This is a genomic window from Saccharospirillum sp. MSK14-1, from assembly GCF_003054965.1.
GTDB lineage: Bacteria > Pseudomonadota > Gammaproteobacteria > Pseudomonadales > Natronospirillaceae > Saccharospirillum.
Window position 1 is genome coordinate 392369 of sequence record NZ_MIES01000033.1, and the last position, 25872, is coordinate 418240.

General features: G+C 55.6%; 27 protein-coding genes. 21 read left to right on the top strand and 6 right to left on the bottom strand.

What is annotated here, in order from left to right; all coding sequences use genetic code 11:
- The first annotated feature begins 64 nt into the window (after positions 1–64).
- On the top strand, positions 65–610 hold the full coding sequence (locus BGP77_RS10765; protein WP_108164734.1) for a dihydrofolate reductase family protein: 546 nt from the start codon (positions 65–67) through the stop codon (positions 608–610).
- On the opposite strand, the gene BGP77_RS10770 is transcribed toward BGP77_RS10765, so the two are convergent.
- A complete protein-coding gene (locus BGP77_RS10770; RefSeq protein ID WP_108164735.1) occupies positions 607–1482 on the bottom strand; it encodes a bile acid:sodium symporter family protein in 876 nt (291 codons plus the stop codon). The two genes, BGP77_RS10765 and BGP77_RS10770, sit on opposite strands and share 4 nt — an antisense overlap.
- Positions 1483–1582: 100 nt before the next feature.
- Here BGP77_RS10770 and BGP77_RS10775 point away from each other — a divergent pair, with 100 nt between their 5' ends.
- Positions 1583–1954: a hypothetical protein gene (locus tag BGP77_RS10775; protein ID WP_108164736.1), complete on the top strand. Its 372-nt coding sequence runs from the start codon at positions 1583–1585 to the stop codon at positions 1952–1954.
- Between the two features lie 17 nt (positions 1955–1971).
- On the opposite strand, the gene BGP77_RS10780 is transcribed toward BGP77_RS10775, so the two are convergent.
- Positions 1972–2619, bottom strand: coding sequence for a 2OG-Fe(II) oxygenase (locus BGP77_RS10780; protein WP_199224261.1), 648 nt, complete (start codon positions 2617–2619; stop codon positions 1972–1974).
- Between the two features lie 278 nt (positions 2620–2897).
- On the opposite strand from BGP77_RS10780, the gene iscR reads away from it, so the two are divergent.
- The 17 genes from iscR (at position 2898) to der (ending at position 19181) form a co-directional block, all read left to right on the top strand.
- Positions 2898–3419: a Fe-S cluster assembly transcriptional regulator IscR gene (iscR, locus tag BGP77_RS10785; protein ID WP_108164737.1), complete on the top strand. Its 522-nt coding sequence runs from the start codon at positions 2898–2900 to the stop codon at positions 3417–3419.
- Entirely contained in the window at positions 3416–4585 is a 1170-nt protein-coding gene (locus tag BGP77_RS10790) for an aminotransferase class V-fold PLP-dependent enzyme (RefSeq protein ID WP_108164738.1), read from the top strand. The genes iscR and BGP77_RS10790 overlap by 4 nt, the downstream gene beginning before the upstream one ends.
- A gap of 29 nt (positions 4586–4614) precedes the next feature.
- The gene (gene sufB, locus BGP77_RS10795) at positions 4615–6051 is read left to right on the top strand and encodes a Fe-S cluster assembly protein SufB (protein WP_108164739.1); all 1437 of its coding nucleotides are present in this window, start codon (positions 4615–4617) and stop codon (positions 6049–6051) included.
- Positions 6052–6145: 94 nt separating this feature from the next.
- A complete protein-coding gene (sufC, locus tag BGP77_RS10800) occupies positions 6146–6895 on the top strand; it encodes a Fe-S cluster assembly ATPase SufC (RefSeq protein ID WP_108164740.1) in 750 nt (249 codons plus the stop codon).
- Between the two features lies 1 nt (position 6896).
- On the top strand, positions 6897–8192 hold the full coding sequence (gene sufD, locus BGP77_RS10805) for a Fe-S cluster assembly protein SufD (protein WP_199224262.1): 1296 nt from the start codon (positions 6897–6899) through the stop codon (positions 8190–8192).
- Positions 8189–9409, top strand: a complete 1221-nt coding sequence (locus tag BGP77_RS10810) for an aminotransferase class V-fold PLP-dependent enzyme (RefSeq protein ID WP_108164742.1) — start codon at positions 8189–8191, stop codon at positions 9407–9409. Before sufD ends, BGP77_RS10810 begins: the two co-directional genes overlap by 4 nt.
- Positions 9410–9439: 30 nt before the next feature.
- Positions 9440–9817, top strand: a complete 378-nt coding sequence (locus tag BGP77_RS10815; protein ID WP_108164743.1) for an iron-sulfur cluster assembly accessory protein — start codon at positions 9440–9442, stop codon at positions 9815–9817.
- Positions 9818–9827: 10 nt separating this feature from the next.
- Positions 9828–10358, top strand: a complete 531-nt coding sequence (gene sufT / locus BGP77_RS10820) for a putative Fe-S cluster assembly protein SufT (RefSeq protein WP_108164744.1) — start codon at positions 9828–9830, stop codon at positions 10356–10358.
- Positions 10359–10414: 56 nt separating this feature from the next.
- Complete coding sequence (locus tag BGP77_RS10825) at positions 10415–10843, top strand: SufE family protein (RefSeq protein WP_108164745.1); 429 nt, start codon at positions 10415–10417, stop codon at positions 10841–10843.
- A gap of 155 nt (positions 10844–10998) precedes the next feature.
- Positions 10999–11424 carry a nucleoside-diphosphate kinase gene (gene ndk / locus BGP77_RS10830; RefSeq protein WP_108164746.1) on the top strand — a complete coding sequence of 142 codons (426 nt, stop codon included), beginning with the start codon at positions 10999–11001 and terminating at the stop codon, positions 11422–11424.
- A gap of 92 nt (positions 11425–11516) precedes the next feature.
- Complete coding sequence (rlmN, locus tag BGP77_RS10835; protein WP_108164747.1) at positions 11517–12692, top strand: 23S rRNA (adenine(2503)-C(2))-methyltransferase RlmN; 1176 nt, start codon at positions 11517–11519, stop codon at positions 12690–12692.
- On the top strand, positions 12689–13456 hold the full coding sequence (locus BGP77_RS10840; RefSeq protein WP_108164748.1) for a tetratricopeptide repeat protein: 768 nt from the start codon (positions 12689–12691) through the stop codon (positions 13454–13456). Before rlmN ends, BGP77_RS10840 begins: the two co-directional genes overlap by 4 nt.
- Before the next feature lie 5 nt (positions 13457–13461).
- On the top strand, positions 13462–14580 hold the full coding sequence (ispG, locus tag BGP77_RS10845; RefSeq protein ID WP_108165953.1) for a flavodoxin-dependent (E)-4-hydroxy-3-methylbut-2-enyl-diphosphate synthase: 1119 nt from the start codon (positions 13462–13464) through the stop codon (positions 14578–14580).
- A gap of 73 nt (positions 14581–14653) precedes the next feature.
- Entirely contained in the window at positions 14654–15907 is a 1254-nt protein-coding gene (hisS, locus tag BGP77_RS10850) for a histidine--tRNA ligase (RefSeq protein ID WP_233252389.1), read from the top strand.
- Between the two features lie 81 nt (positions 15908–15988).
- The gene (locus tag BGP77_RS10855; protein WP_158269348.1) at positions 15989–16624 is read left to right on the top strand and encodes a tetratricopeptide repeat protein; all 636 of its coding nucleotides are present in this window, start codon (positions 15989–15991) and stop codon (positions 16622–16624) included.
- Positions 16624–17778, top strand: a complete 1155-nt coding sequence (bamB, locus tag BGP77_RS10860) for an outer membrane protein assembly factor BamB (RefSeq protein WP_108164751.1) — start codon at positions 16624–16626, stop codon at positions 17776–17778. Before BGP77_RS10855 ends, bamB begins: the two co-directional genes overlap by 1 nt.
- Entirely contained in the window at positions 17778–19181 is a 1404-nt protein-coding gene (gene der / locus BGP77_RS10865) for a ribosome biogenesis GTPase Der (RefSeq protein WP_108164752.1), read from the top strand. The genes bamB and der overlap by 1 nt, the downstream gene beginning before the upstream one ends.
- A 43-nt stretch (positions 19182–19224) precedes the next feature.
- Here der and xseA read toward each other — a convergent pair whose 3' ends face one another.
- Positions 19225–20592 (bottom strand): exodeoxyribonuclease VII large subunit, encoded by a 1368-nt coding sequence (gene xseA, locus BGP77_RS10870; protein WP_108164753.1) that lies wholly within the window; start codon positions 20590–20592, stop codon positions 19225–19227.
- 239 nt (positions 20593–20831) lie between these two features.
- On the opposite strand from xseA, the gene guaB reads away from it, so the two are divergent.
- The gene (gene guaB, locus BGP77_RS10875) at positions 20832–22301 is read left to right on the top strand and encodes an IMP dehydrogenase (RefSeq protein WP_108164754.1); all 1470 of its coding nucleotides are present in this window, start codon (positions 20832–20834) and stop codon (positions 22299–22301) included.
- Between the two features lie 143 nt (positions 22302–22444).
- Entirely contained in the window at positions 22445–24022 is a 1578-nt protein-coding gene (guaA, locus tag BGP77_RS10880; protein WP_108164755.1) for a glutamine-hydrolyzing GMP synthase, read from the top strand.
- Between the two features lie 46 nt (positions 24023–24068).
- Here the strand turns inward: guaA and BGP77_RS10885 are convergent, their stop codons facing one another.
- From BGP77_RS10885 to BGP77_RS10895, 3 genes are all read right to left on the bottom strand, one after another.
- Positions 24069–24470 (bottom strand): CopD family protein, encoded by a 402-nt coding sequence (locus BGP77_RS10885; RefSeq protein ID WP_108164756.1) that lies wholly within the window; start codon positions 24468–24470, stop codon positions 24069–24071.
- Positions 24471–24473: 3 nt separating this feature from the next.
- Positions 24474–24761 (bottom strand): DUF3817 domain-containing protein, encoded by a 288-nt coding sequence (locus BGP77_RS10890; protein ID WP_108164757.1) that lies wholly within the window; start codon positions 24759–24761, stop codon positions 24474–24476.
- Positions 24762–24898: 137 nt separating this feature from the next.
- Positions 24899–25789, bottom strand: a complete 891-nt coding sequence (locus tag BGP77_RS10895) for a LysR substrate-binding domain-containing protein (protein ID WP_108164758.1) — start codon at positions 25787–25789, stop codon at positions 24899–24901.
- Between the last annotated feature and the right edge of the window lie 83 nt (positions 25790–25872).

The following is a 25872-nucleotide window of genomic DNA, read 5'->3' on the forward strand; positions in this document are numbered from 1 at the left end:
GGTCCATTTCTGTCCGCTTGTCGATCTAAACTGCGGGCCTCTCAATGGAACCGGAGTCACCATCGTGAAAACCGCTGTTTTTATCGCCACCAGTCTGGATGGTTTTATTGCCCGCCCTGACGATTCGATCGACTGGTTAATGCGTCCGCAATATCTGATCGAGGGTGAGGATTACGGCTACGCCGATTTTATGTCATCGATCACCTGCTTGATGATGGGACGGCGTACCTTTGATGTGGTGCGGCAATTTGATTCGTGGCCTTATGTAGACAAGCGACTGATCGTGATATCGAAGTCAGTGGCTGCCGTGCCGTCGGATTTCCAGTACAGGGCGGAAAGTTTCGTCGGTTCACCATCGGCATTACTGCAGCAACTGGAGGCTGACGGTGAGCAGGGAGTTTATATCGACGGTGGTCAGCTGATTCAGTCCTGCCTGCAAGCTGATCTCATTGATGAACTGACGGTGACGCGCTTGCCGTTGTTGCTCGGCGCTGGGTTGTCACTCTTCGGTGACCTGGGTGTGGAGTTGGCGTTTGAACATCGGCACACCCAGTCGTACCAAAGTGGTCTGGTGCAGTCGCGTTACCGTCGTCTGCGCAACCCCGATTAGCCCGCTTGCAATGCGCCTTGTTGCGCATCGCGATACCGTACCCAGGCAACAAACCCAAAGCCGGGCAGGTTCATCAAAATGCCGTAGATCAGCGGCACCACGGCGAGCGCTGGTTGCTGCATCAGACTGATGGCGACCAGCAGGGCGGTGCCCGCATTTTGGATGCCGACTTCCACAGCCAAGGTGCGGGCGACAGCAACATCCTGACTGATGCGGCTGCCGATAAACCAGGCGATCATTAAAGACGAGCCGGACAATAATAAAACGGCCAGGGCTTTGATCGGCGCTTGTAGCAAACTCCAGTTAGTGACGATCAGTGCCAATACCAGCAACAACATAAAGCCTGTGCCCAGTTTTTTACACCAAGGCTCCAGTCGGGCAGCCATGCTGGGTGCCCAATGATTCAACGCCATGCCCAGTACCACAGGTAAAAAAGTCACCGCGATGAGTTGCTTAATGGTATTGGCAATCGGCAATTGCAGGTCGACTGCGCTATCCCCAGCCTGATTCAAATAGACGCCAAACAGCACCGGCAAAGTCAGTGGTACCAGCAGACTGCTTAAGGCAGTCAGTGCAATGCTCAAAGCGACTTTGCCGTTAGCGAGATAGGTAAATAAATTCGACGTGGCGCCACCAGGGCATAACGACAATAAAAATAAACCGGCGGCTGTTGGGCCATTCAGGTTTAATGCCACAATGATCAATACGGCCAACACCGGTAGCATCAACATCTGCAGCGCCAAGCCCAGCACGGCAATGGTGGGGGCTCGCAACAGTTCGGAAAAATGCCGAACGTTAAGCGCCAGGCCCATGGCAAACATGATGAATGCCAGTATCAAAGGCAGTAGAACTTGCGATAAAAGCGCAGCCATAGAATCTGTACTCGAAAAGGTTTGACGATAGACTAAGCCAATACGCGTTGGCTGAATTGACGCAACGCAAGAAGTGACTTTTTAAGGCGATGGATAAACTATGAATACTCGCAATGTAGGCCGGTTTTTGGGCGTTCTCGCCGGTGGCTTTGCCATTTTTGTCGGGTTAATGACGGTCTACATTAGCGCATTATGGAATTTAGGGTTGCTGATCGGCTATCTCAATAGCTATCGATATTTAATGAGCTATGCAGAGATAGGCTGGTATTTTGGCATTCCTTTTATGATGCGGCCCTGGTGTTTGTTGTTTGGCTTTTTTTTAGTGCATCGAGGCTATCGAAAAGTACGCGGTCGGGGCTGGTGGGCGGCTGGCAAGTATGGCCCCAGGTACATACCGGATTTACGCTATCCATTGGCGACTTTTGTGATAGGTCTTTCGCTACAGATGTTAAGGGCCTTCTTTATTGAATGATCAAGGTGGTTGGTGCGTTATCGCGCTGGGTCGACCCAGTCTGCGGTACTGTTGTTGCGCCGAAACCAGCCGGTGATGGAAAAGCGGCTGCGGTTAGCCGTCAGCACTTCGTGTGGAAACTCTTCACTGAGAAAAATCACTATGGCGCCAAGGCTGGGCTGCAGTTTGGCCAGTTCAGTGTCGTCGTGATCGTAGAGCACGATTTCGCCGCCATTGGATGAATTCCAGTCCGGGTTGAGATAGGTCACTGTCGTCAGTACGCGGTTGGAGCGGCCACGAAACGCATCCAGGTGTTTGCGATAAAAAGCGCCGCTGTCATAGCGAGCGTAGTGGCATTCGTAATCGAACAATCCCAGCAACAGACGCCGGTTCAACTCAACGCGCAAGGCTTCGGTTGCTGCCAGATAACGCTGTTGCGCGTCGGTCTTTCCTGTGAGCCAGCAGGTGGCGTCGCGACGAATCAGTTCGTTGGTGTGGTGATCCTGCTGTCGGCCAATACCCGCCTGGCGCCATTGATCTTCCGGCTGACGGTGCAGATCCTGCAACAGATCCAAAGCCAGTCCCGATTCCACACCCAAGGGCAGATACACCCAGCCAGCTCCGCGCAGACGATCGGCGATCAGGTCGTAATCCCAGACGGGCTGGACGGCAGGTTGGATGATCAAAGGCGTATCCTCACAGGCGTATCCTCACAGGTGACCGGCGAGCATAGCGGCCGGGTTGGGCGGGTAAAGCGAAACCTTTTGATCGTGACGATCATTTTTAGAACGCTTTTCGATTTCTGACTCACCCTTGAAACCTGCCGTCAGGCCCCGAAATAGAGCGTTACAAATAGTTGACTGTTTTACTCGGGTATTTATAATTCGCGCCACCATCAAGGTTGCAGCCGCGAAGTTGCAACAGAGGCTGAAATAGAGCCAGGAACCCGCACGGGAGCCGCGTTATGAGATTAACCACCAAAGGTCGCTATGCGGTCACCGCCATGCTCGATTTGGCGCTGAACCAGCATTCAGGGCCGATCAGCCTGTCCGATATCTCACAGCGACAGGACATTTCGCTGTCGTATCTGGAGCAGCTGTTTTCCAAACTGCGCCGCCACGGCTTAGTGACCTCTGTGCGTGGGCCGGGTGGGGGCTATCGTCTGGGTCGAGTCGGTGCTGAGATCAGTGTTGCCGATGTGGTCGATGCGGTCAGCGAGAGCCTGGATGCGACCCGGTGCAAGGGCAAAGCCGGTTGTCAGCAGGGTGAGGTGTGTTTAACGCATCATCTGTGGCAAGACCTGAGCGCTCAGATTCACGATTTCCTGGATGACATTTCGTTGGCTGATCTGGTCGCCCGTCGCGATATCCAGTCCGTCAATCAGCGCCAAAATCTGTATTTGCAGGAGAGCCAGGAAGAGTTGTCGGTCAACGAGGCCGCCAAGCGGGCGACTCATGAAGCGACGATCCTGGCGAGTCAGTTATGAATAACGCACCGGTCTATTTCGATTACGCCGCCACCACGCCCGTTGATGAGCGTGTGGCGCAAAAGCTGATGCAGTTTCTGACCCGAGACGGCCAATACGGCAATCCGGCGTCGCGTTCGCACTTGCTCGGCTGGTTAGCGGAAGAAGCGGTCGAAGAAGCCCGCAATGAACTGGCGGAATTGATCGGTGCCGATAATCGCGAAATCGTCTGGACCAGTGGTGCCACCGAAAGCAATAACCTGGCACTGAAAGGTGTCGCGGAAAATTTCGAGCCGGATGACTGCCATCTGATCATCAGCGCCACGGAGCATAAAGCCGTGCTGGACCCAGCGGAATACCTGCGTAAGCAAGGTTATGGCGTGACGGTGTTGTCACCCGACCGCGATGGCGTAATCAGTGCGTCAGCCGTCGCCGAGTCACTGCAGCCCAATACCCGTTTGGTTAGCATCATGGCGGCGAATAATGAAACGGGTGTTTTGAATCCGGTCGCAGAAATTGGCGCGCTGCTGGCTGACCGAGACATCTGGTTTCACATCGACGCTGCTCAAGCCGTGGGCAAAATTCCGGTCGATGTGAACGCCTGGCAGGCTACGATGATCTCGATTTCCGGCCATAAATTTTACGCCCCCAAAGGGGTGGGTGCGCTCTATGTGAAGCGACGCTCAACGCTGCAATTAAAAGCCCAGATTCATGGCGGTGGTCATGAGCGCGGTATGCGTTCAGGCACGCTGGCGACACATCAGTTAGTCGCCATCGGTGAGGCCGCCCGCCTTGCCAAAACCGAATTGACGGAAGAAGCAGAGCGCATTGGCGCGCTGCGCGATCGTCTGTGGGCAGGCATTGCCGACCTCGGTGATGTGCACATCAACGGTGGCAATGCGCCGCGCACGCCGGGTCATTTAAATGTGGCCTTTGGCGGTGTGGACGGCGAGGCATTGATGATGGCGCTGCGCCAGCTGGCGGTCAGTACCGGCTCGGCCTGTACCTCCGCCAGCGTTGAACCCTCGCATGTATTAAAAGCCATGGGCCTGGCGGACAGCGTGGCCCACGGTTCGTTGCGTTTCAGCCTGGGACGTTACACAACCGCCGCTGAGGTGGATCAGGCCATCGATAGTATTCGTGAAGCCGTGCCGGCGCTGCGCAAGCAGTCGTCGGTGGCTTCCTAAAAGGGTAACCGCCCTCTAGGTGATAGACCATGAGTGAAAATATTGATCAGTATCTGAAATCCGAATACGCCGCCGGTTGGACCACGGACGTGGAATCTCTGACGATTCCACCGGGTCTGAATGAAGACGTGATTCGGCTGATTTCAGCCAAAAAACAGGAACCGGAATGGATGCTCGAATGGCGTCTTCAGGCGTTCCGTGCCTGGCTGGAAATGGAAGAACCCAATTGGGCGCATGTGAAATATGCCAAGCCGGATTTTCAGTCGCTGTCGTACTATTCCTCGCCCAAGAGCATGGAAGAACGACCCAAGTCGCTCGACGAAGTTGATCCGGAATTGCTGCGCACCTATGAAAAGCTGGGCATTCCCGTACACGAGCAAGAAGTGCTCGCCGGTGTGGCCGTCGATATGGTGTTTGATTCGGTATCGGTTGGTACGACGTTCCGTGAAAAGCTGAAGGACGCAGGCGTTATTTTCTGTTCCATTTCCGAAGCGATTCAGGAATACCCTGAGCTGGTCAAAAAATACCTGGGCTCGGTAGTGCCGCAAAAAGACAATTTCTATGCGGCATTGAATTCGGCCGTCTTTTCCGACGGCAGCTTTGTCTACATTCCCAAAGGCGTGCGTTGCCCGATGGAATTGTCGACCTATTTCCGCATCAACGAAGCCAAAACCGGTCAGTTTGAGCGGACGCTACTGATTGCCGATGAAGGCAGCCACGTCAGTTATTTGGAAGGTTGCACCGCACCGATGCGCGACGAAAACCAGTTGCACGCCGCTGTCGTGGAACTGGTCGCGCTGGACGATGCCGAAATCAAATACTCGACGGTACAGAATTGGTATCCGGGTAATGAAGAAGGCGAAGGCGGTATTTTTAATTTCGTTACCAAGCGCGGCATGGCACATAACCGCTCAAAAATTTCCTGGACTCAGGTAGAAACCGGTTCCGCGGTAACCTGGAAATACCCGTCCTGCATTTTGAAGGGTGACGACAGCATCGGTGAATTTTATTCGGTGGCACTGACGTCGAATTATCAGCAGGCCGACACTGGCACCAAGATGATTCACCTGGGTAAAAACACCCGTTCGACCATCATCGCCAAGGGCATCAGCGCCAAGCGTTCGGAAAATGCGTATCGCGGTTTGGTGCGGATGAACCCGGGTGCTGAAGGTGCGCGTAACTACACCCAGTGTGATTCGCTGTTAATCGGTGATCAGTGTGGCGCTCACACCTTCCCGTACATCGAATCGAAAAACCCGACGGCGGTGATTGAGCACGAAGCGACGACGTCAAAAGTCAGCGATGATCAGCTGTTTTTGTGTCAGCAACGCGGCATCGACCCGGAGAAAGCGGTATCGATGATCGTTAACGGTTTCTGCAAAGAAGTGTTCAAGGAACTGCCGATGGAATTTGCGGTCGAGGCCGGAAAATTACTGGAAGTCAGCCTCGAAGGCGCGGTGGGTTAAGCACACCGAAATGGATCACCGGCCGGCCCGTGATACCGGCTGTAAACGTACGAAAACCGTACTGGTAAAGAGTTAAACGACGGATACCAACACCATGTTGAAGATTGATAATTTAGCCGCCCAAGTTGAAGACAAAGTCATTCTGCGCGGCCTGAATCTGGACGTAAAAGCCGGTGAAGTGCATGCCATTATGGGTCCGAACGGTGCCGGCAAAAGTACGCTGGGTCATGTGTTAGCCGGCCGTGCTGGTTATGAAGTGACCGGCGGCAGTGCCGACTTCGATGGTCAGTCGCTGTTTGATCTGGAACCAGAAGAACGCGCTCAGGCCGGACTGTTTCTGGCGTTCCAGTATCCGGTCGAAATTCCCGGTGTTTCCAATATGGAATTCCTGAAAGCCAGCGTTGATGCCGTGCGTGCATCACGGGGTCAGGAAGCGTTGAGTTCGATGGATTTTATCAAGCTGGCGCGAGAGAAATGTCAGGCAGTGGATTTACCGCAAGACTTCCTCAAGCGCGGCGTGAACGAAGGTTTTTCTGGCGGCGAGAAAAAGCGTAATGAACTGCTGCAAATGATGTTGCTGGAACCGAAATTATGCATTCTCGATGAAACCGATTCCGGTCTGGATATTGATGCGTTGCAGGTGGTTGCCAATGGCGTTAACGCTTTGCGCAGTCCGGATCGTGCCATGATTGTGGTGACGCACTACCAGCGTTTGCTTGACTACATCGTGCCCGATTACGTTCACGTTCTGGCAAAGGGCAAGATCGTCAAATCCGGCGGTCGTGAACTGGCGCTGGAACTCGAGAAGCAAGGCTACGGATGGATCGACGAGGAGGTAGCCTGAGGTGGCCGTGGTATCTATGCAGGCACAAAATGCGCATCAGCAGTTGCAGGCAGCGACCGATTGGAACTGGCTGTCAAACTGGCGTGCGCTTGGCTGGGAGCGTTTCAGCAACACGCCCTGGCCGACGCGTAAAACCGAAGATTGGAAATACACACCACTGCGGTCGTTGACCAATACCGACTGGCAACTGGCGGCGCCATCGGGTGACGCTCAAGGCGTCGACTTTGACGATTGGTCACGCATGACGCTGACACTGGTCGATGGCCAACTGGTTGATCACGATGCCTTACCGGAAGGCGTCAGTGTGCGTTTGCTGTCAAAAGCCGATGCGCAAACCCGCGGAGACTTCGAACAACGCCTGAGCAGAACGCTGGCCGGTGAGCGTCAGCTGTTTAATGTTTTTAATCAGGCCATGTTGACGGAAGCGGTGTGGATCGAAATTGCGCCCGGTACTGTGCTCGACAAGCCGTTGCACCTGAATCAGGTGATTTCTTCAGCGGCGACTGAGCGGGTAATTCCGGTACGTGTTCTGGTTGATGTTGGCGATCGTGCTGAAGCAACGCTGGTGGAAACCTTCAGCAACGACGCCAGTGGTGCGGTCTTTATTAACCCGGTGACTGAGCTTCAGTTAGCCGCCAATGCGCGCCTGCGTCATTACCACTTACTACTCGAAGAAGGCGATGTACGTCATCTGGGTTCGGTGCATGCGTCACTGGGTGGTTACGCCAACCTCGACAGCTTCCACATGGCGCTCGGCGGCACCTTGAAGCGTAAGGATCTGGTGGTTGAGCACAATGGCAGTGGCGCCGAACTGACGTTGAATGGTGTTTATTTGCCGCGTGGCCAGGAACACATTGATTACCACACCACGCTGGAGCATTGCGTGCCGCATTGCACGTCGAGTGAAGTGTTTCGTGGCATCGTTGCCGATCGTGCCAAGGCGGTGTTCAACGGTCGCATCCATATTCATAAAGACGCGCAGAAAACACTGGCTGAGTTGAGCAATAAAAACCTGTTGACCAGTCATCAGGCGGAAGTCGATACCAAGCCGGAGTTGGAAATTTACGCGGACGATGTCAAGTGTGCGCACGGCGCGACCGTGGCTCAGCGTGATGACAGCGCCTTGTTCTATTTTCTGGCGCGCGGTATTCGCCGTGAAGAAGCCGAGGTGATGTTGAATTTCGCCTTTATTAATGAATTGCTCGATGGTCTGGCAGACGCGCCCGTGCGTGACTTATTGCAACCGCTGTTGCGCGAACGTTTTGCCCAGGGCGCTGCACTGGAGCCATTGGCATGAGTTTTAACCTGGCCGATATCCGCGCCCAGTTCCCGGTCCTGGATCAGCAGGTGAACGGTAAGCCGCTGGTGTATCTGGATAACGGTGCAACGACTCAAAAGCCGAATGTTGTGATCGATGCGATTTGCGATTACTACCGGCACGACAACGCCAATGTGCACCGCGGTGCTCATGCGTTAAGTGATCGGGCGACGGGTAAATTTGAGGCGGCGCGGGAATCGGTGCGTCGTTTTATCAACGCCGCTGATCGTCAGGAAATTATCTGGACCAAGGGCACCACCGAAGGCATCAACCTGGTGGCGTTCAGTTGGGGCCGCGAACATCTGCGCCAGGGTGACCGGGTGCTGGTGTCGACCATGGAACACCACGCCAACATCGTGCCCTGGCAACTGCTCGCCGGTCAGACCGGTTGCGAACTGGTGCCAATGCCGGTCGATGATCAGGGGCAGATTGATCTGGCGGCGCTGGACGATCTGCTTGATGAGCGCGTTAAGCTGGTGTCGGTCGTCCATGTGTCCAATGCATTGGGTACGGTTAATCCGGTAGAGAGCATTGTCGAGAAAGCCCACGCTGTGGGTGCTAAGGTGCTGATTGACGGCGCTCAGGCCGTGGCGCATTGGCCGCTCAATGTTCAGGCGCTGGATTGCGATTTTTACAGCTTTTCGGCTCATAAAATGTATGGGCCAACAGGTATGGGCGCGCTCTATGGCAAGCGCGAGTTGCTGGAGGCAATGCCGCCTTTTATGGGCGGTGGCGAGATGATTGAAACCGTCTCTTTTGCCGGCACCACCTATAATACGTTGCCCTATAAATTTGAACCGGGCACCCCCAATATTGCGGGCGCAATCGGCATGGGCGCTGCGGTGGAGTTTCTTGAATCACAGGACCGAGTGGCACTGGCAGCGCATGAAACCGATGTTCTGAATTACGCGGTAGAGCGGGCACAGTCGTACGACGGCTTACGCCTGGTGGGCGAAGCGGATCATCGCGCCGGTGTGCTCAGTTTTCTGCTCGATGGCGCCCACCCGGCCGATATCGGCATGTTGCTCGATCAGCAGGGCATAGCGGTCCGTACCGGTAACCACTGTGCCATGCCGGTGATGGAGCGTTTTGGCATTACCGGAACGGTGCGCGCCAGTTTTGCGCTGTATAACAGTAGAGACGATGTCGACGCCTTGTTCGCCGGCCTCGACAAAGTAAAAACATTTTTGCTGTAACCCCAATGGTCAGCAACAGGAGGGGATCTCATGAGCGTTGAATCCTTTGACCCGAACCAGGCCGCACCTGCGGTCACCATGACACCGGCAGCGGTAGAGCATGCCCGTCGTCAGATCCAGCAGGCCGGTGCTTCAGGCATTCGCCTGGCGGTGAAAGAAAGTGGCTGTTCGGGCTATATGTACGTGGTCGATTTTGTTTCCGAAGCCAATGACAGCGATCTGCAGTTTGCCGTGGCTGATGATGTCACCCTCTTCGTACAGCAAAGCGCCTTGCCCATCGTACGCGGCACTGAGATTGATTTTGGCGCGGAAGGCGTTAATCGAGTGATCAAGTTCAACAACCCCAACGTCAGCGCAGAATGCGGTTGTGGTGAGAGCTTTATCATCGACGAAGAAGAGTCGGTGTGAGCCAACGCCAATGACCGAAAAACGCATGGTGGTCACGCAGCGTGATGTGCAGGCGCGCCTGGTGCCCGTGGGTACGCCGATAACCATCCCCGCCGACAGTTTTATCACCCTGACGCAGTCGCTCGGCGGCAACTATACCGTCGTCCATCAAGGCAACATGGCGCGCATTGACGGTCTGGATGGTGATGCCATTGGCATGGAACCACAGGTGCTGGAATTTGCACCCAGCGCCGATGGTCGGCCGGATGAGGCGCATGTCTGGCAGGCGCTAGCGACGGTCTACGACCCGGAAATTCCGGTCAATATCGTCGATCTTGGACTGATTTACGGCGTACGCATCGAGGGTTCGACCGCCCAGATCGACATGACGCTGACCGCGCCGGGTTGCGGCATGGGGCCGGTGCTGGTCGATGACGTCAAGTATCGGTTGGCCCGAGTGCCGGGCATTGAAGCGGTTGAGGTTGAACTGGTGTTCGACCCGCCCTGGAACCGGGACCGCATGAGCGAAGAAGCCCGGCTTGAGACCGGGCTGTTTTTTTAAACCGCTCCCTCAGTCACCGCATTTTAAGTTTTGATTATTAACCACGGAATTTAGCCATGAGCAGCGAGTTCGGCGTCGACATCACACCTGATGACATCCTGGAAGCCTTGTCGTTCTTTGATAGTTGGGAAGACCGCTATCGCTACATCATTGATCTGGGCAAAGAACTGCCGGCCATGGACGACAGCCTGAAAACCGACGATCGCATTGTCCGTGGCTGTCAAAGTCAGGTTTGGCTGGCGCACCGTGTCGACAACGAACGTCTGTATTTTCAGGCGGATTCCGATGCGCACATTGTTCGTGGTCTGCTGGCGGTTGTGCTGGCTGCCTATAATGGTCGCTCCAGCCAGGCGATTCTGGATTTCGACGTTGAAGACTACTTCAACAAGCTCGATCTGGTGCGGCACCTCAGCCCGACTCGCGGTAATGGTCTGCGTGCCATGGTCGGCCGGATTCGCGATGTCGCGGTGCAAAACGCGGCTTAAACGGCGAGTCAGGCGTTTCGGTTGCGTTATTGACCGCTGTTTTGTCATTTAAGCCGGTAAAATGGGATGCAAAGGTGGTACGGCCATGGTAACGGACCGGCCGGCCACGTATAATCCGCCGCCGACTAATTGACCCTCAGTGGAGAATAATGCCCATGGCCAAAGAACGTACCCTGTCCATCATCAAGCCCGACGCCGTTGCCAAGAACCTGATCGGCGCCATCTACAGCCGTTTTGAAACCGCTGGCCTGACCATCGTCGGCTCCAAAATGCTGCGCTTGAGCCAGGAACAGGCCGAGGGCTTCTACGCCGAACACAAAGAACGTCCTTTCTTCGGTGCGCTGGTTGAGTTCATGACCTCCGGCCCGGTTGTGGTTCAGGTTCTGGAAGGCGACAACGCCATTGCTAAAAACCGTGAAATCATGGGCGCAACGAACCCGGCAGAAGCCGCGGCTGGTACCCTGCGTCATGACTTCGCTGCCAGCATCGACGCCAACGCCGTACACGGCTCTGATGCTCCGGCTTCAGCCGAGCGTGAAATCGCGTATTTCTTTAACGCTGACGAAATCTGCGCTCGATAAAGTTTGACGCCTGACGGGAGACGGGAGACGCCTATCCAAGCTAGCGTTCAGCGTCTCCCGCTAAGCGTCCAGCGTGACCAACGGGAACGATAATGACTGAACAGGCACCATCCAAAGTCAATCTGCTCGGCATGGGTTTGCCCGCGCTGGAGGAGTTTTTTGTCAACGAACTGGGCGAAAAAAAGTTTCGGGCCACTCAGGTACTGAAATGGATTCACCAGCGTCGTGTTGACGACTTTGATGCGATGACCGATGTCAGCAAAGCCTTGCGCACCAAGCTCAAGGAAGTGGCGGAAATCGTCACGCCCGAGGTCACCTACTGCAAAGATTCCAAAGACGGCACGCGCAAATGGGTCATGAAAATGCCCGGCGGCAGTGCGGTTGAAACCGTCTTCATTCCCGAAGACGGACGCGGCACGCTGTGCGTGTCATCGCAGATCGGCTGCGCGCTGGACTGCTCTTTTTGTTCCACCGGCAAGCAAGGCTTTAACCGCGATCTCAGCTCGGCGGAAATCATCGCCCAGGTCTGGGTGGCGGCGCGGTCGTTTGAAGTCGGTGAAGACGGTCAGTCGTCCGCTAAAGAACGCCGTATCACCAACGTGGTGATGATGGGTATGGGCGAACCGTTGCTGAATTTCGATAACGTCGTTGAGGCCATGGGCCTGATGATGGATGACAACGCCTACGGCTTGTCCAAACGGCGGGTAACGCTCAGTACCTCCGGTGTGGTTCCGGCAATTTACGAGCTGGCCAAAGTCACCGATGTGGCGCTGGCGTTGTCGCTGCACGCCCCTAACGATGCGCTGCGTAACACGCTGGTCCCGTTGAATAAAAAGTATGGCATTCAACAGGTGCTGGATGCCTGCAATCACTACATGGCACGGTTCAGCGAGAAACGCGTAACGACCATTGAATACACCCTCATCAATGGTGTTAACGATAAGCCAGAGCACGCTCATGAGCTGGCCGAAGTGCTGCGTGATACTCCGTGCAAGATCAACCTGATTCCTTTTAATCCGTTCCCCAACTCCGGGTATGAACGGCCCAGCAACAACCGCATGCATCGTTTCCGCGAAATTTTATTGGCGGCGCACTACAACGTCACCATTCGTAAAACGCGGGGTGATGATATTGACGCTGCCTGCGGTCAATTGGTTGGTCAGGTGAGTGATAAAACCAAACGCTCGGTGCGCTACATCGAAGCGGTGGAGCTCGGTCGCACGGCGGCTGACATCGCCTCCAGCCGGGGCCAGCGAGGATTGCTGTGAAACGGCTGACACTGGCGGCGCTGGTTATGGTGCTGCTGGCGGGTTGCGTGACCACATCGAGTCGTACTCGACTTGATGAACAAGCCAATACAGATCAGGCGGTGCAGACCTACATTCAGATCGGCTATCGCCATTTCGAGAACAATAATCTGCATCAGGCCAAAGCCGCCTTAAACGAAGCGTTGTCGCTTGATGACCAAGCGGCAGGCGCTTATCTGGGCCTGGCACGAGTGTTTGATGTTGAACGTGAAACGGCGCTGGCCGAAGAGAATTTCCAACGCGCGGTGCGCTACGGCGGCGGTACTGAATCGACCTTTCAGTACGCTGTTTTTCTCTACAACGAAGGGCGCTACCAAGCGGCGCGTGATCGTTTTAGCGACGTAACCGACGATGCGTTTTATCTGCGTCGTGCTCAGAGTTTTGAATATCTGGCGTTGAGTGAACGTCGTCTGGGTCATGACGCTGCGGCCATTGCTGCCTACCGTCGTACACTGACATTGGATAGGCAACGGGCCAGTGCCTACTTGGGGCTGGCAGACTTGCTGTACCATCAAGGCGAGTCGTCGGACGCCTTCGATGCTTATCAATCGTTCAGGCGATTGGCCGACGCGCAACAGAGCGCCAGCAGTTTATGGCTGGGTATTCGCCTGGCCGAAGCAATCAATCGGCCTGAGTTGACCGTTGAGCTTGCTGATCAATTGGCGCGACGTTTTGCCAACAGCGAGGAATTCCAGCTTTATCAAAGCTGGCGGGAGGAACGATGAGTGACATGAACAAGCGCCATCAGAGCCCGATTAAACGCCGGGTCTCGCGCAAAATCTGGGTGGGTTCGGTGCCGGTCGGTGGCGATGCGCCAATTTCCGTTCAGAGCATGACCAATACTGAAACGCGCGACGTCGACGCCACCGTTGAACAGATTAATCGCATCCAGCAGGCCGGAGCCGATATTGTGCGGGTGTCGGTACCGTCAATGGATGCCGCCGAAGCCTTTGGCAAAATTCGCCAGCGTGTTGATGTGCCGTTGGTTGCCGACATTCATTTCGACTACAAAATTGCGCTGCGCGTCGCCGAGTTAGGCGTCGACTGCTTGCGCATTAATCCGGGCAATATCGGTCGTGAAGACCGGGTGCGTGCGGTGGTGCAGTCGGCCAAGGATCATGGCATTCCGATTCGGATTGGTGTGAATGCCGGTTCGCTGAGCAAAGATCTGCAACGCAAATACGGTGAGCCGACACCGGATGCACTGGTGGAATCGGCGTTGACCAATATCGACATTCTAAATCGTCTGGATTTTCACGAATTCAAACTCAGCCTGAAAGCCTCGGACGTCTTTATGGCGGTTGCCGCCTATCGCAAGATTGCCGATCAGATTGAACAGCCGTTGCACTTGGGTATCACGGAAGCCGGTGGTTTGCGTTCAGGTACGGTAAAATCGTCAGTCGGTTTGGGTATGCTGCTGATGGACGGCATTGGCGATACGTTGCGCGTGTCGCTGGCGGCCGATCCGGTTGAAGAAGTGAAGGTCGGCTTCGATATTCTCAAGAGTCTTCGGTTGCGCTCCAAAGGCATTAATTTTATTGCCTGTCCGTCGTGCTCGCGGCAAAACTTTGATGTCATCGGTACCATGAACGCTCTGGAAGAGCGTCTGGACGATGTGCTCACACCGCTCGATGTGGCCGTGATCGGTTGCATCGTGAATGGCCCGGGCGAGGCCAAAGAAGCGGATGTCGGTTTAACCGGCGGTACACCACAGCATCTGATTTATGTGGATGGTGAGAAAGATCATAAGGTCGGTCACGACAATCTGGTGGATCACTACGAAAAACTGATCCGTCAGAAAGTGGCTGAAAAAGAAGCGCAAGAGGCGAACCTGATCGCCAAGGACTGACGCATGTCAGTTCGTTGTCGCTGTGTTGTAATCGGGAGAAAGTGAGTTGTCCACACTGCAAGCCATTCGTGGCATGAACGATATTTTGCCGGACGCCAGTCCCGTCTGGCAGTACCTGGAAGGGCAGGTGCGCGCTGTACTCGATCAGTATGGTTACCGTGAAATTCGCATGCCGGTGGTTGAGCCGACCGCACTGTTCAAACGCGGTGTGGGTGAGCATACCGATATCGTCGAAAAAGAAATGTACACCTTCGAGGACCGCGGCGGCGACAGCCTGACACTGCGTCCGGAAGGCACGGCTGGCTGCGTGCGCGCCGCCTTGCAACATGGCCTGCTGCACAATCAGGTTCAGCGGCTTTGGTACACCGGCCCGATGTTCCGTTATGAACGTCCGCAAAAAGGCCGCTATCGTCAGTTTCATCAGATTGGCGCTGAAACCTTTGGCATGGCCAGCGCCGATATTGACGCTGAGTTGATTCTGTTAAGTGCCCGTTTGCTCAATAATCTGGGGTTGAGTGAGCACGTCACCTTGCACCTGAATACGCTTGGCAGCAGCGCGGCACGTGCCAATTATCGCGAAGCGCTGGTCAGCTATCTGCAAGGCGTGGCCGATCAGTTAGATGAAGACAGCCAGAAGCGATTGCACACCAATCCTTTGCGCATCCTCGATTCCAAAAGCGGAACCACCCAGGCACTGCTCAATGACGCACCGGTATTCGATGATTACCTGGATGACGAATCGCGCGAGCATTTCCAATTATTGTGCGAGCTGCTCGATGGCGCAGGTGTGAACTATGTGATCAATCCGCGCCTGGTGCGGGGTCTGGATTACTATTCACGCACCGTCTTTGAGTGGATCACTGACAGTCTCGGCGCTCAGGGTACTGTCTGTGGCGGTGGTCGCTACGATGGTCTGGTACCGCAGCTGGGTGGCAAAGAAACTCCGGCAGCTGGATTTGCCTTAGGCGTCGAACGACTGATCCTGTTGCTGGAAACCCTTGAAAAGATTCCGTCGAGCGTCTTTGCAACCCTGGATGCCTACTTTATTCTGGCCGGCGATGCGGCCTCGCGCGAAGGCTTCAAGTTAGCCGAGCAGTTACGCAGTGAGATTCCCGGCTTGCGTCTGCAAGTGAATTGCGGCGGTGGTTCCTTTAAGAGCCAGATGAAAAAAGCCGATAAATCCGCAGCACCGGTGGCGTTGATTCTGGGCGACGATGAAGTGGCTCAGCAGCAAATAACCATCAAACCTTTGCGGGATGATCGCGAACAAATTCAGTGCGGCTTTGACGTGGCCGCCGATCAGTTGCGCGCCTTGTTGGCCGACTGACGGTATTCATGTCCCAACAGTTAATGACAAGAAAGTCTTCGGTTGCGGCCGAAGGACGCCTCTGACAGCAGGAGTGACACGGTGTACGACACAGAACAGGAACAGATTGAAGCGATCAAAAAGTGGTGGTCGGGAAACGGCAACTACGTGATTGGCGCCGTTCTGGTGGCCTTGGTGGCCTTTTTCAGCTGGACGTTCTACCAGAACGCCTCCCAGTCAAAACTCGAAGCAGCGTCGACGCTTTACGATGATTTGATGACGGCCGTGGAAAACGACGATGCCGACACCGTCGCAGCGCGTATTGGTAATCTGAAGAGCGACTACAGCGATACGGTTTACGGTGTTTACGCGGCTTTGCAAGGCGCTAAGCAAGCGGTCGACAGTGGCGATCTGACGGCCGCTGCTGAAGAGCTGGAATGGGCGCTCGAAAACGCCGATGACAGCCTGGCTCCGGTGGTGCACCTGCGTCTGGCGCGCGTGCATTATTCAGCCGAAAATTACGACGCGGCGCTGGCCGAGCTGGACGCCATTGATCGCGAAGGCTTCGAAGTGCCCAGCCATGAATTGCGGGGTGATATCCTGCTCAGCCAGGGTGACGTGGACGCGGCGCGCTCGGCCTATCAGACCGCGTTGGAAGAATCTGCCCAGCAAGGCATTAACGCGCCTTATCTGGAAATGAAACTGAACGATCTGGCGACTGAGACGGACGAAGCTTAATGCGCAATGCCCTGATTCTGGCCGCGCTGGTCAGCGTGCTCACCGCCTGTGCCGGCGGGTCGCTGCGTGAAGCGCCAGCCCCTCTGCCCGAAGAACGCCCGCAATTGGCCGATTTGCGTATCGATTGGTGGCAAATGCTCGAAGAGCGTTACACCGAGATGCCATTCAGCCGCATTGCACCGCTGGTCACTGAGCGTGGCATTTTGACGGCCTCGCCGTTGGGCGAAGTGGCCTTGCTGTCGGAGTCGGGCAGGTTCATCTGGCGTCGCCAACTGGCCGAACAGATCACCGCACCGCTGGCGGCCGATGAGCGTCAGATGGTGATCATGACCGGTAACGGCGATGTGAAGCTGTTCGACTGGAATGGCCGTGAACTCTGGTCCAGCGCGATCTCTGCGTTGGCGACTGAAGCGCCACTGTTGCTGGAAGATCGGTTGATCGTGCAAACCATGGACGGCCGGGTGATGGCGCTCGAGCGCAATACTGGCCGGCCGCTGTGGGTTTATCAGGACGCTGAGCCGGAACTGACCATCACCGGCACGGCCCGTCCGTTGGTGGTGGATGATTTGGTGGTGACCGGCCTTGCCAATGGCAAATTGGTGGGCTTGAGTCTGGCCGATGGGTCACCGGCCTGGGAATACCGCATTGCCCGTGCTCAGGGCAAAACCGATGTCAGCCGTCTGGTGGACGTCGATGCCAGTGTCACCCGCGTCGGTGATTATTTGCTCGCCGCCGGTTATCAGGGTGACATGCTGGTGCTGGATGCGGCTTCGGGTCAGGTTCTGGCCAGTCAGCCGTTATCGACGTATCGCGCTGTGGTGCCGGGCCAGGACTATTGGTACGCGGTGAACGATCAGAGTCATGTGGTGGCGCTGGACCCGCGCTCGCTGGCGGTGGTCTGGACTCAGGATCAATTTACCTACCGGCGTCTGAGCCAGGTGCTGCCTTGGAAAGATGCGCTGGCGGTGTCAGATGCCGATGGCTATGTGCATCTGCTGGATGCCCAGACCGGCGAATGGCTGGCGACGCGACAGGTCGACTGGACCGGTGCGCATACCGCGCCCGTTGCTCTGGGTGACGACTATATTCTGCAGCAAGGCAACTCTTCGCGAATTAAACGGCTGTCGTTCCGTCGGCCAAACGAGGCTCGTTAATGATCCCGGTAATTGCCTTGGTGGGCCGACCCAATGTCGGCAAATCAACCCTGTTCAACCGCTTTACGCGCAGTCGCGATGCCCTGGTCGCCGACTGGGCGGGGCTGACGCGTGACCGCAAATACGGTGACGGCAAGCTCGATGACCGTTCCTTTATTGTCATCGATACCGGTGGCATCAGCGGCTTTGAAGAAGGGCTCGATGAGCGCATGGCGCAGCAGTCGCTGGCGGCCATCGATGAAGCCGATGTGGTGCTCTTTATCACCGACGCCCAATCGGGTGTCACCGCCGCCGACAACCACATTGCGCAGCATTTGCGCAAAACCGGTAAGCCGGTGCATCTGGTGGTTAACAAGACCGATGGTCTGGATACCGATGTGGTCCTGGGCGATTTTCACGAGCTTGGTTTGAAAGAGTCACCCCGGCCGATTGCGGCGGCTCATAACCGGGGCGTGCGTTCATTGCTTGAAGATGTGCTCGCCGAATTCCCGGTCGATGACGATCCGTTGGCGACTGAAGATGACGACGACAACATTCGCCTGGCCATTGTTGGACGACCCAACGTGGGTAAGTCGACGCTGGTTAACCGCATGCTTGGTGAAGAGCGGGTAGTGGTGTACGACCACCCCGGCACCACCATGGATTCCATCTATATTCCCTACGAGCGTGACGACCAGGCCTATACGCTGATCGACACCGCGGGTGTGCGTCGCCGTAAAAGCATTTCTGAGGCGGTGGAAAAATTCTCCATCGTCAAAACGCTGCAGGCCATTCAGGATGCCAATGTGGTTATTCTGGTGATCGATGCGCGCGATGGTCTGGTCGAGCAAGACATGCACATGCTCGGCTTTGTACTCGAATCCGGTCGGGCGCTGGTGGTTGCCATCAATAAGTGGGACGGTCTGGATCAGGACCAGAAAGATCACGTTAAAGAAAGCATTGAACGTCGCCTGCCGTTTTTGGATTGGGCCGATATTCACTTTATCTCAGCGTTGCACGGCACCAACGTCGGTCATCTGTATAAGTCGGTGAATCAGGCGTACGCCTCGGCGCGCGGTAAGTGGAGCACCAATCAGCTGACCAACATTCTCAAAGGTGTGATCGAACTGCATCAGCCGCCGATGGTCCGCGGCCGGCGCATCAAGCCGCGTTATGCGCATCAGGGTGGCTCCAATCCGCCGGTAATTGTCGTGCATGGCAACCAGCTCAGTGAATTGCCGGGCAGTTACAAGCGGTATCTGGAAAACGCCTTCCGCAAGGCGTTGAAGGTGCGCGGCACGCCGATTCGTTTTGAATTTGTCGTGGGTGACAATCCTTACGCCAACAAGGCCAATGCTCGGCCGGGTGTGCGTAAGAGTCGCGAGCACGCCAAAGGTCGGTCTCAGCGCAGCGGTCGTCGCTGATTCAGTGCACTGGCAATCCAGGCCGGGTTGCCAGTTGCCTCTCTCAATTTGCCTTGGGCGTTGACACAGACTCTTCTGATTCAACGCGTTCAACGGTACTCACCACGCGTCCTCGGCGCAGCAAGGTAGTCAGGCGCTGGCCGGGCGCTAGCTCATCAGCCGTCTGAATGACCTTATCCGATGCATCGCGCGTAATGCTGTAACCGCGCTCCAGTGTATTAAGTGGCGACAAAGCGTTCAGTCGGCTGGCCAGTGATCCTAATTGCTGCCGGCGCGGCGGTATTTGCTGTTGTGCCAGGCGGCGCAGTTGTTTATCGAGCTGTTCCAGTCGACGCCGGTCGCTGTTCAGACGATTAACCGGACTGGCCCGACGCAACCGGGCGGCAAGGGCGGTAAACGCCTGGGTTCGATTGTGTTGTCCGGCTTTCACGGCGCGCAGCAATCGACCGGCGCGCTCGTCCAGTCGTTGCTGCCATTCACGCAGCAGCCCCCCAGGATCGCGCAAGCGCTGACGGGCATGGTTCAGGCGCCGGCGGTCTGCTTGCAGGCGTTGATCCAAGCCACGCGCCAAACGGGCCCGCTGATGGAGCAACGCACGGCGGATATCATTCTGATCGGGACTGACCAGCTCGGCGGCCTGGGACGGTGTTGCCGCGCGCACGTCGGCGACAAAATCACTGATCGACACATCCACTTCATGGCCGACGGCGGAAACAATGGGCAGCTTGGAAACAAACATGGCCCGCGCCACCGCTTCTTCATTGAACGACCATAAATCTTCCAGTGAACCGCCACCTCGACCGACGATCAGCGCATCCACCTGGTTCAGTCGGTTGGCGGTTTCGATGGCACGCACAATCTGCCCCGGCGCTTCGTCGCCTTGCACCGCTACCGGATACAGAATGACCGCCATGGCCGGAAAACGGCGTTTAAGCACGGTCAGAATATCGTGCAGCGCCGCTCCGGTGCGTGAGGTCACCACACCTAAGGTGCGAATGTGTTCAGGTAGGGGCTGCTTGTGTTCGGCGGCAAAGAGACCTTCTTTTTCCAGCCGTTCTTTGAGTTGAAAAAACGCTTGCTGGAGCGCGCCTTCGCCCTCGGGCTGCATGGAAGACACGATGATCTGATAATCGCCCCGGCCTTCGTAGAGGCTGACCCGACCACGCACGATAACCTGATCGCCTTCTTTGGGTTGGTACCGCGAACGCTGCAAACTGGAGCGGAACATGGCGCAGCGCACCTGAGCGGTCCCGTCTTTCAACGTGAAATACAGATGACCGGACGCTGGCCGCGCCACATTCGACAATTCGCCACTGACCGGGACTGCCGGATATTGGTTTTCGAGCAGGAATTTAACCTGACGGTTGAGCTGACTGACGGTGAGCGGGGCTTGAGGGTCTGACAGTGCCATGGACATCCTGGAATAAAGAAGAGCCCAGGCGGCACTCGCCCGGACGGGCGTTTTGATCAACGTTTATATCGATCATGGACGTTGCATATGTGCGGCCCGCATTGGGGCAGCCTATATAAACCGGCGATTTGAGCATAAAACTTTGCTCGAAGTCAAAACTGGTTATAATGCCGCGCCAACTTAGGTTGCTGCTGTTTCTGTCGGCAATCGCCATTCCCACTTCGCCCGGAGGGAAGTTCATGTTGCGCATCGCCCAAACCGCTCTCACTTTCGATGATGTCCTGCTTGTGCCCGGTTTTTCCGAGGTCCTGCCCAAGGACGTGACGCTCAAAACCCAACTGACCCGCAATATCAGTCTCAATATTCCGTTGATGTCCGCTGCGATGGACACCGTAACCGAAGCCCGTCTGGCCATCGCGATGGCCCAGGAAGGCGGCATCGGCATCATCCATAAAAGCATGGGCATCGAACAGCAGGCGCAGCAGGTGCGGTTGGTGAAAAAATTCGAAGCCGGTGTGGTGCGTGATCCGATCACGATTCAGCAGACAGCGTCCGTTCGCGAATTGCTGGCGGTGACTGGCGAAAACAATATCTCTGGTGTTCCGGTCATGGATGGCGACGATCTGGTGGGCATTGTCACCAGTCGTGATGTCCGTTTTGAGAAGAATCTGGATGCGCGCATTGAAACGGTGATGACGCCGCGCGAACAGCTGGTGACCGTTAACGAAGGCGTCGCGCCCGAACAGGTCCGTCAGCTGCTGCACGAACACCGCATCGAAAAAGTCTTGGTGGTCGATGACGACTTCCGTCTGCGCGGCCTGATGACCGTAAAAGACATCAACAAAGCCCAGGCCTATCCGAACGCCTGCAAAGACAGCGATGGTCGTCTGCGCGTTGGTGCTGCCGTCGGTACTGGCCCGGAAACACCGGACCGTGTCGATGCGCTGGTCCGTGCTGGCGTCGATGTGATCGTTGTCGATACCGCCCACGGTCACTCCAAAGGCGTGGTGGATCGGGTGCGTTGGGTTAAAGAAAATTATCCGCAGGTGGATGTGATCGGCGGCAACATTGCCACCGCTGCGGCGGCGCGTGATCTGGCCGACGCTGGTGCCGATGGGGTGAAAGTGGGTATTGGTCCGGGCTCTATCTGTACCACTCGGATTGTTGCCGGTGTCGGTGTACCGCAAATCTCTGCCGTGGCCGATGTGGCGACAGAGCTCGCCACCAAAGGCATTCCGGTGATTGCTGACGGCGGTATCCGGTTCTCAGGTGACATTGCCAAAGCCATCGTCGCGGGTGCCTCGGTGATCATGGCCGGTTCCATGTTTGCCGGCACCGATGAATCACCCGGTGAAGTCGAGCTGTTTCAGGGCCGTGCTTATAAAAGCTATCGCGGTATGGGCTCTGTCGGCGCTATGGGTCAGACTCAGGGTTCGTCCGATCGTTACTTCCAAACCGTGGAAAGTGGCGTTGAGAAGCTGGTGCCCGAAGGCATTGAAGGCCGCATTAACGTCAAGGGGCCGCTGCACGCGGTGGTACACCAGCTGATGGGCGGCCTGCGCGCTTCCATGGGTTACACTGGCTGCCGCACCATTGAAGAGATGCGCACCAAACCGGAGTTTGTACAGATCACCGGTGCGGGCATCAAAGAAAGCCATGTGCACGATGTGCAGATTACCAAGGAAGCACCCAACTACCGTCTGGCCTAAGATGGAGTGAGTGGATTCCGACACCGGCTGCGGCCGGTGTCTTTGTTTTATCGGCACCGAGAGCGTGCTGAGCCAATGATCAACCGCAGTGGAATGGCCACTCGGTTTAACCGTTTTGTTCGTCTGACTGCTGGAACGCCGCCATGACCCAACTCGATATCCATGCTCAAAAGATCCTGATTCTCGACTTCGGTTCGCAATACACCCAATTGATCGCCCGCCGCGTGCGCGAGATCGGTGTTTACTGCGAAATTCACACCTACGAGATGACCCCTGAAGAGATCGACGCCTTCAACCCGCACGGCATTATTTTGTCCGGCGGACCGGAATCGGTTCATGCGGATCAATCACCGCGCGCGCCGCAGCGTGTCTTTGATTTCGGCGTACCGGTATTGGGTATTTGCTACGGCATGCAGACCATGGCCGAGCAGTTGGGCGGCTCAGTAATCGGTTCCAAAGAACAGGAATTTGGTTACGCAGAAGTGCAGGTCGATCACGGTGGCAAACTGCTCGACGGTTTCAGCGATCGCGACAGTGATGGCAAAGCCATTCTCGATGTCTGGATGAGCCATGGCGATAAAGTCAGTGCGATGCCGGAAGGTTTCCAGCTGATGGCATCGACGCCGTCTTGTCCGATTGCGGGTATGGCGGATGACAGCCGTCGTTTCTACGGCGTGCAGTTCCATCCGGAAGTAACGCATACGTTAAAAGGTCTGGAAATTCTTGAGCGCTTTACGCGCTCGATTTGCGGCTGTGATGCGTTGTGGACAGCCGCCAATATCATTGAAGACATGACCGTTCGAGTGCGCGAACAGGTTGGCGATCGCAAAGTATTATTGGGTCTTTCCGGCGGTGTCGATTCATCCGTGGTTGCGGCGTTGCTGCACCAGGCCATTGGTGATCAGCTGGTTTGTGTGTTTGTCGATAACGGCTTGCTGCGCAAAGGCGAGGGTGACCAGGTGATGGATACCTTTGCCGAGCACATGGGCGTTAAGGTGATTCGTGCCAACGCTGAAGAGCGCTTTTTGAACGCACTGAAAGGCGAAGCCGATCCGGAGAAAAAACGCAAAATCATCGGCCATCAATTCATTGAAGTCTTCGATGAAGAAGCGACTAAATTGAAAGAGGTCGACTTCCTGGCTCAGGGCACGATTTACCCTGATGTCATTGAGTCGGCGGCGTCCAAAACCGGCAAAGCACATGTGATCAAATCGCACCATAATGTGGGTGGTTTGCCGGAAGAAATGAAGATGGAACTGGTCGAGCCGTTGCGCGAATTGTTTAAAGATGAAGTGCGCAAAATTGGTCTTGAACTTGGCCTGCCATACGACATGGTTTACCGTCATCCGTTCCCGGGTCCGGGTCTGGGTGTGCGCATTTTGGGCGAAGTGAAAAAAGAATACGCCGATCTGTTGCGTGAAGCCGATGCAATTTTTATCGAAGAACTGCACAAGGCCGACTGGTACCACAAAGTTTCCCAGGCGTTTGCGGTTTTCCTGCCGGTACGTTCTGTTGGCGTGGTGGGTGACGGCCGTCGTTACGAATGGGTGATCTCGGTTCGTGCGGTAGAAACCATCGACTTTATGACCGCGCGATGGGCGCATCTGCCCTATGAATTACTGGGACGCGTTTCCAGTCGCATCATCAATGAGATCAGTGGCGTATCACGCGTCACTTATGATATTTCCGGAAAACCCCCCGCCACAATTGAGTGGGAATGATTTAAAAAGGCGGCTGATTAGCCGCCTTTCTTATATCTATGGCCGTTTAATAAAGCTTGGTTTCCACCATAAAGATGGCTAATGAAACCAACAGCATCATCAGCAATAAAACGGGTTTGACGGAAGTCTGAGCGGATTCAGTATCGTCACTAAGCAAGGATCTTTTGGCCTGTCCGCTGAGCATGCCATGCATGCCGGACAAGACGAAAACGGCGGCCAGTTTGACCCACAGCCAGATGGCGCCAAACCATCCGCCCCAGTAAACAAGAACCAGCCCCAGCACCCAGACCAGAGCCATGGCAGGCGTCGTGACTTTTTTATCCCAGGTACTGAGCAGTTGCAGTTGGGTTCTGCCGGGTTTCAACAATCCCAATGCCAGCGCCACCATGCCAGATAACCAGATGATAACCGCCAGAATGTGCAGGCTTTTGGTGAGCAGATAGAGCATGGGTTATACCTCTTGCCGTTTTCGCATCCAATAGTCGTTAATAAAACCACCGAAAGGAATGAAAGCCCCGACGACTAATGCCAGGCTGTAGGGAATGCCAATACTGCGCATAAACAGCGCTCGCATCAGTACAAAGATAAACAGTAGAAAACAAATGCCATGAATGGAACCAACCAGGCTGACGGCAGCGGGGAAACCCGCCATGTACTTTAACGGCATAGCCACGCAAAACAGCGCGACCAGCGTAGCGGCTTCAGCCAGATTAGCCCAACGTAATGCAGTATCGTTCATGACATCTTCCGAATGAAAATTTGCCCATCAGTGTGCCTGGGTTGCAAGTGTCGGGCGTGTGCCATAAGTCGGCTTTACACAGCCAACAGCTCAATTGGTTTTAACCGCAGCCCGTCGATGGTTCAGTGATATTCAATTCAGTCGACGTTGGCGGCGGCCTGTTCCAACAGGGTACGTAACGCCACCATCTCCACATGACGCTTGGCGGTAATGGCGTAAAATCGTTCTACCACATCGTCTAATACGGCATAGCGTTGCAGTTTTCCGCTGCGTAATTCGTCCTGTACGACCACCTCCGGTACGACCGCCAACCCGCCAGAATCGCGCGCTAACAAGCGCAACATGGCCATGTCGTCGACTTCGGCATAAGGGTCAACTTCGATGCCGTGGCGCTCGCACAGCAGGTCGAATTGACTGCGAATATCGCTGTTCGGTCCGGGTAACAAAAGCGGGTGTTGGGCCAGGTCTTGGGGGAATTGGAATTGGTCGGCAAGCCTTCCCGGTGGACCGACAATACACACGCTTTGTTCGGCAATTTTCTGGCAGCGCCAGGGCGTTGAGGTATCGGCGGCGACCGAGCGATTCGACAGAATTAAATCGAGTTTGTGAACCCTGAGCAGTTCCAGCAGTTCGTTTAAGCTGGCTGACTGCAGCACCAGTCGAATTTTGGCTTCACCGATGACCGGTTGCAGAAAGTTGTCCTGGAAGTTACGCGACAGCGTAGCTACCGAGCCAATACGCAAGCGTTGTAAATGACGCAGTTCGCCGCTTTCGGTCACCGATAACAGTTCGTTGCCGAGGCTGAAAATACTCTGCGCGTATTCCAGAACCAGATGCCCCATATCCGTCAGTTGCAGCGAGCGGCCCTGGCGCACGAACAAGTCGTGGCCCAGCTGTTCCTGTAACTGCCGAATCTGTGACGACAGTGCGGATTGTGAGACGTGCAATTGTTCAGCCGCCCGAGTGAGGTGGCCTTCTTTAGCGACCGTCCAGAAGTAGTAGAGATGGTGAAAGTTCAGTTGTCGCATCAAATGTTCATATAAAAAGAACGAAACTATAAAAACAATATATTATTTTTAATATAAATCCAGCGGCATCATCCGTGTATCGA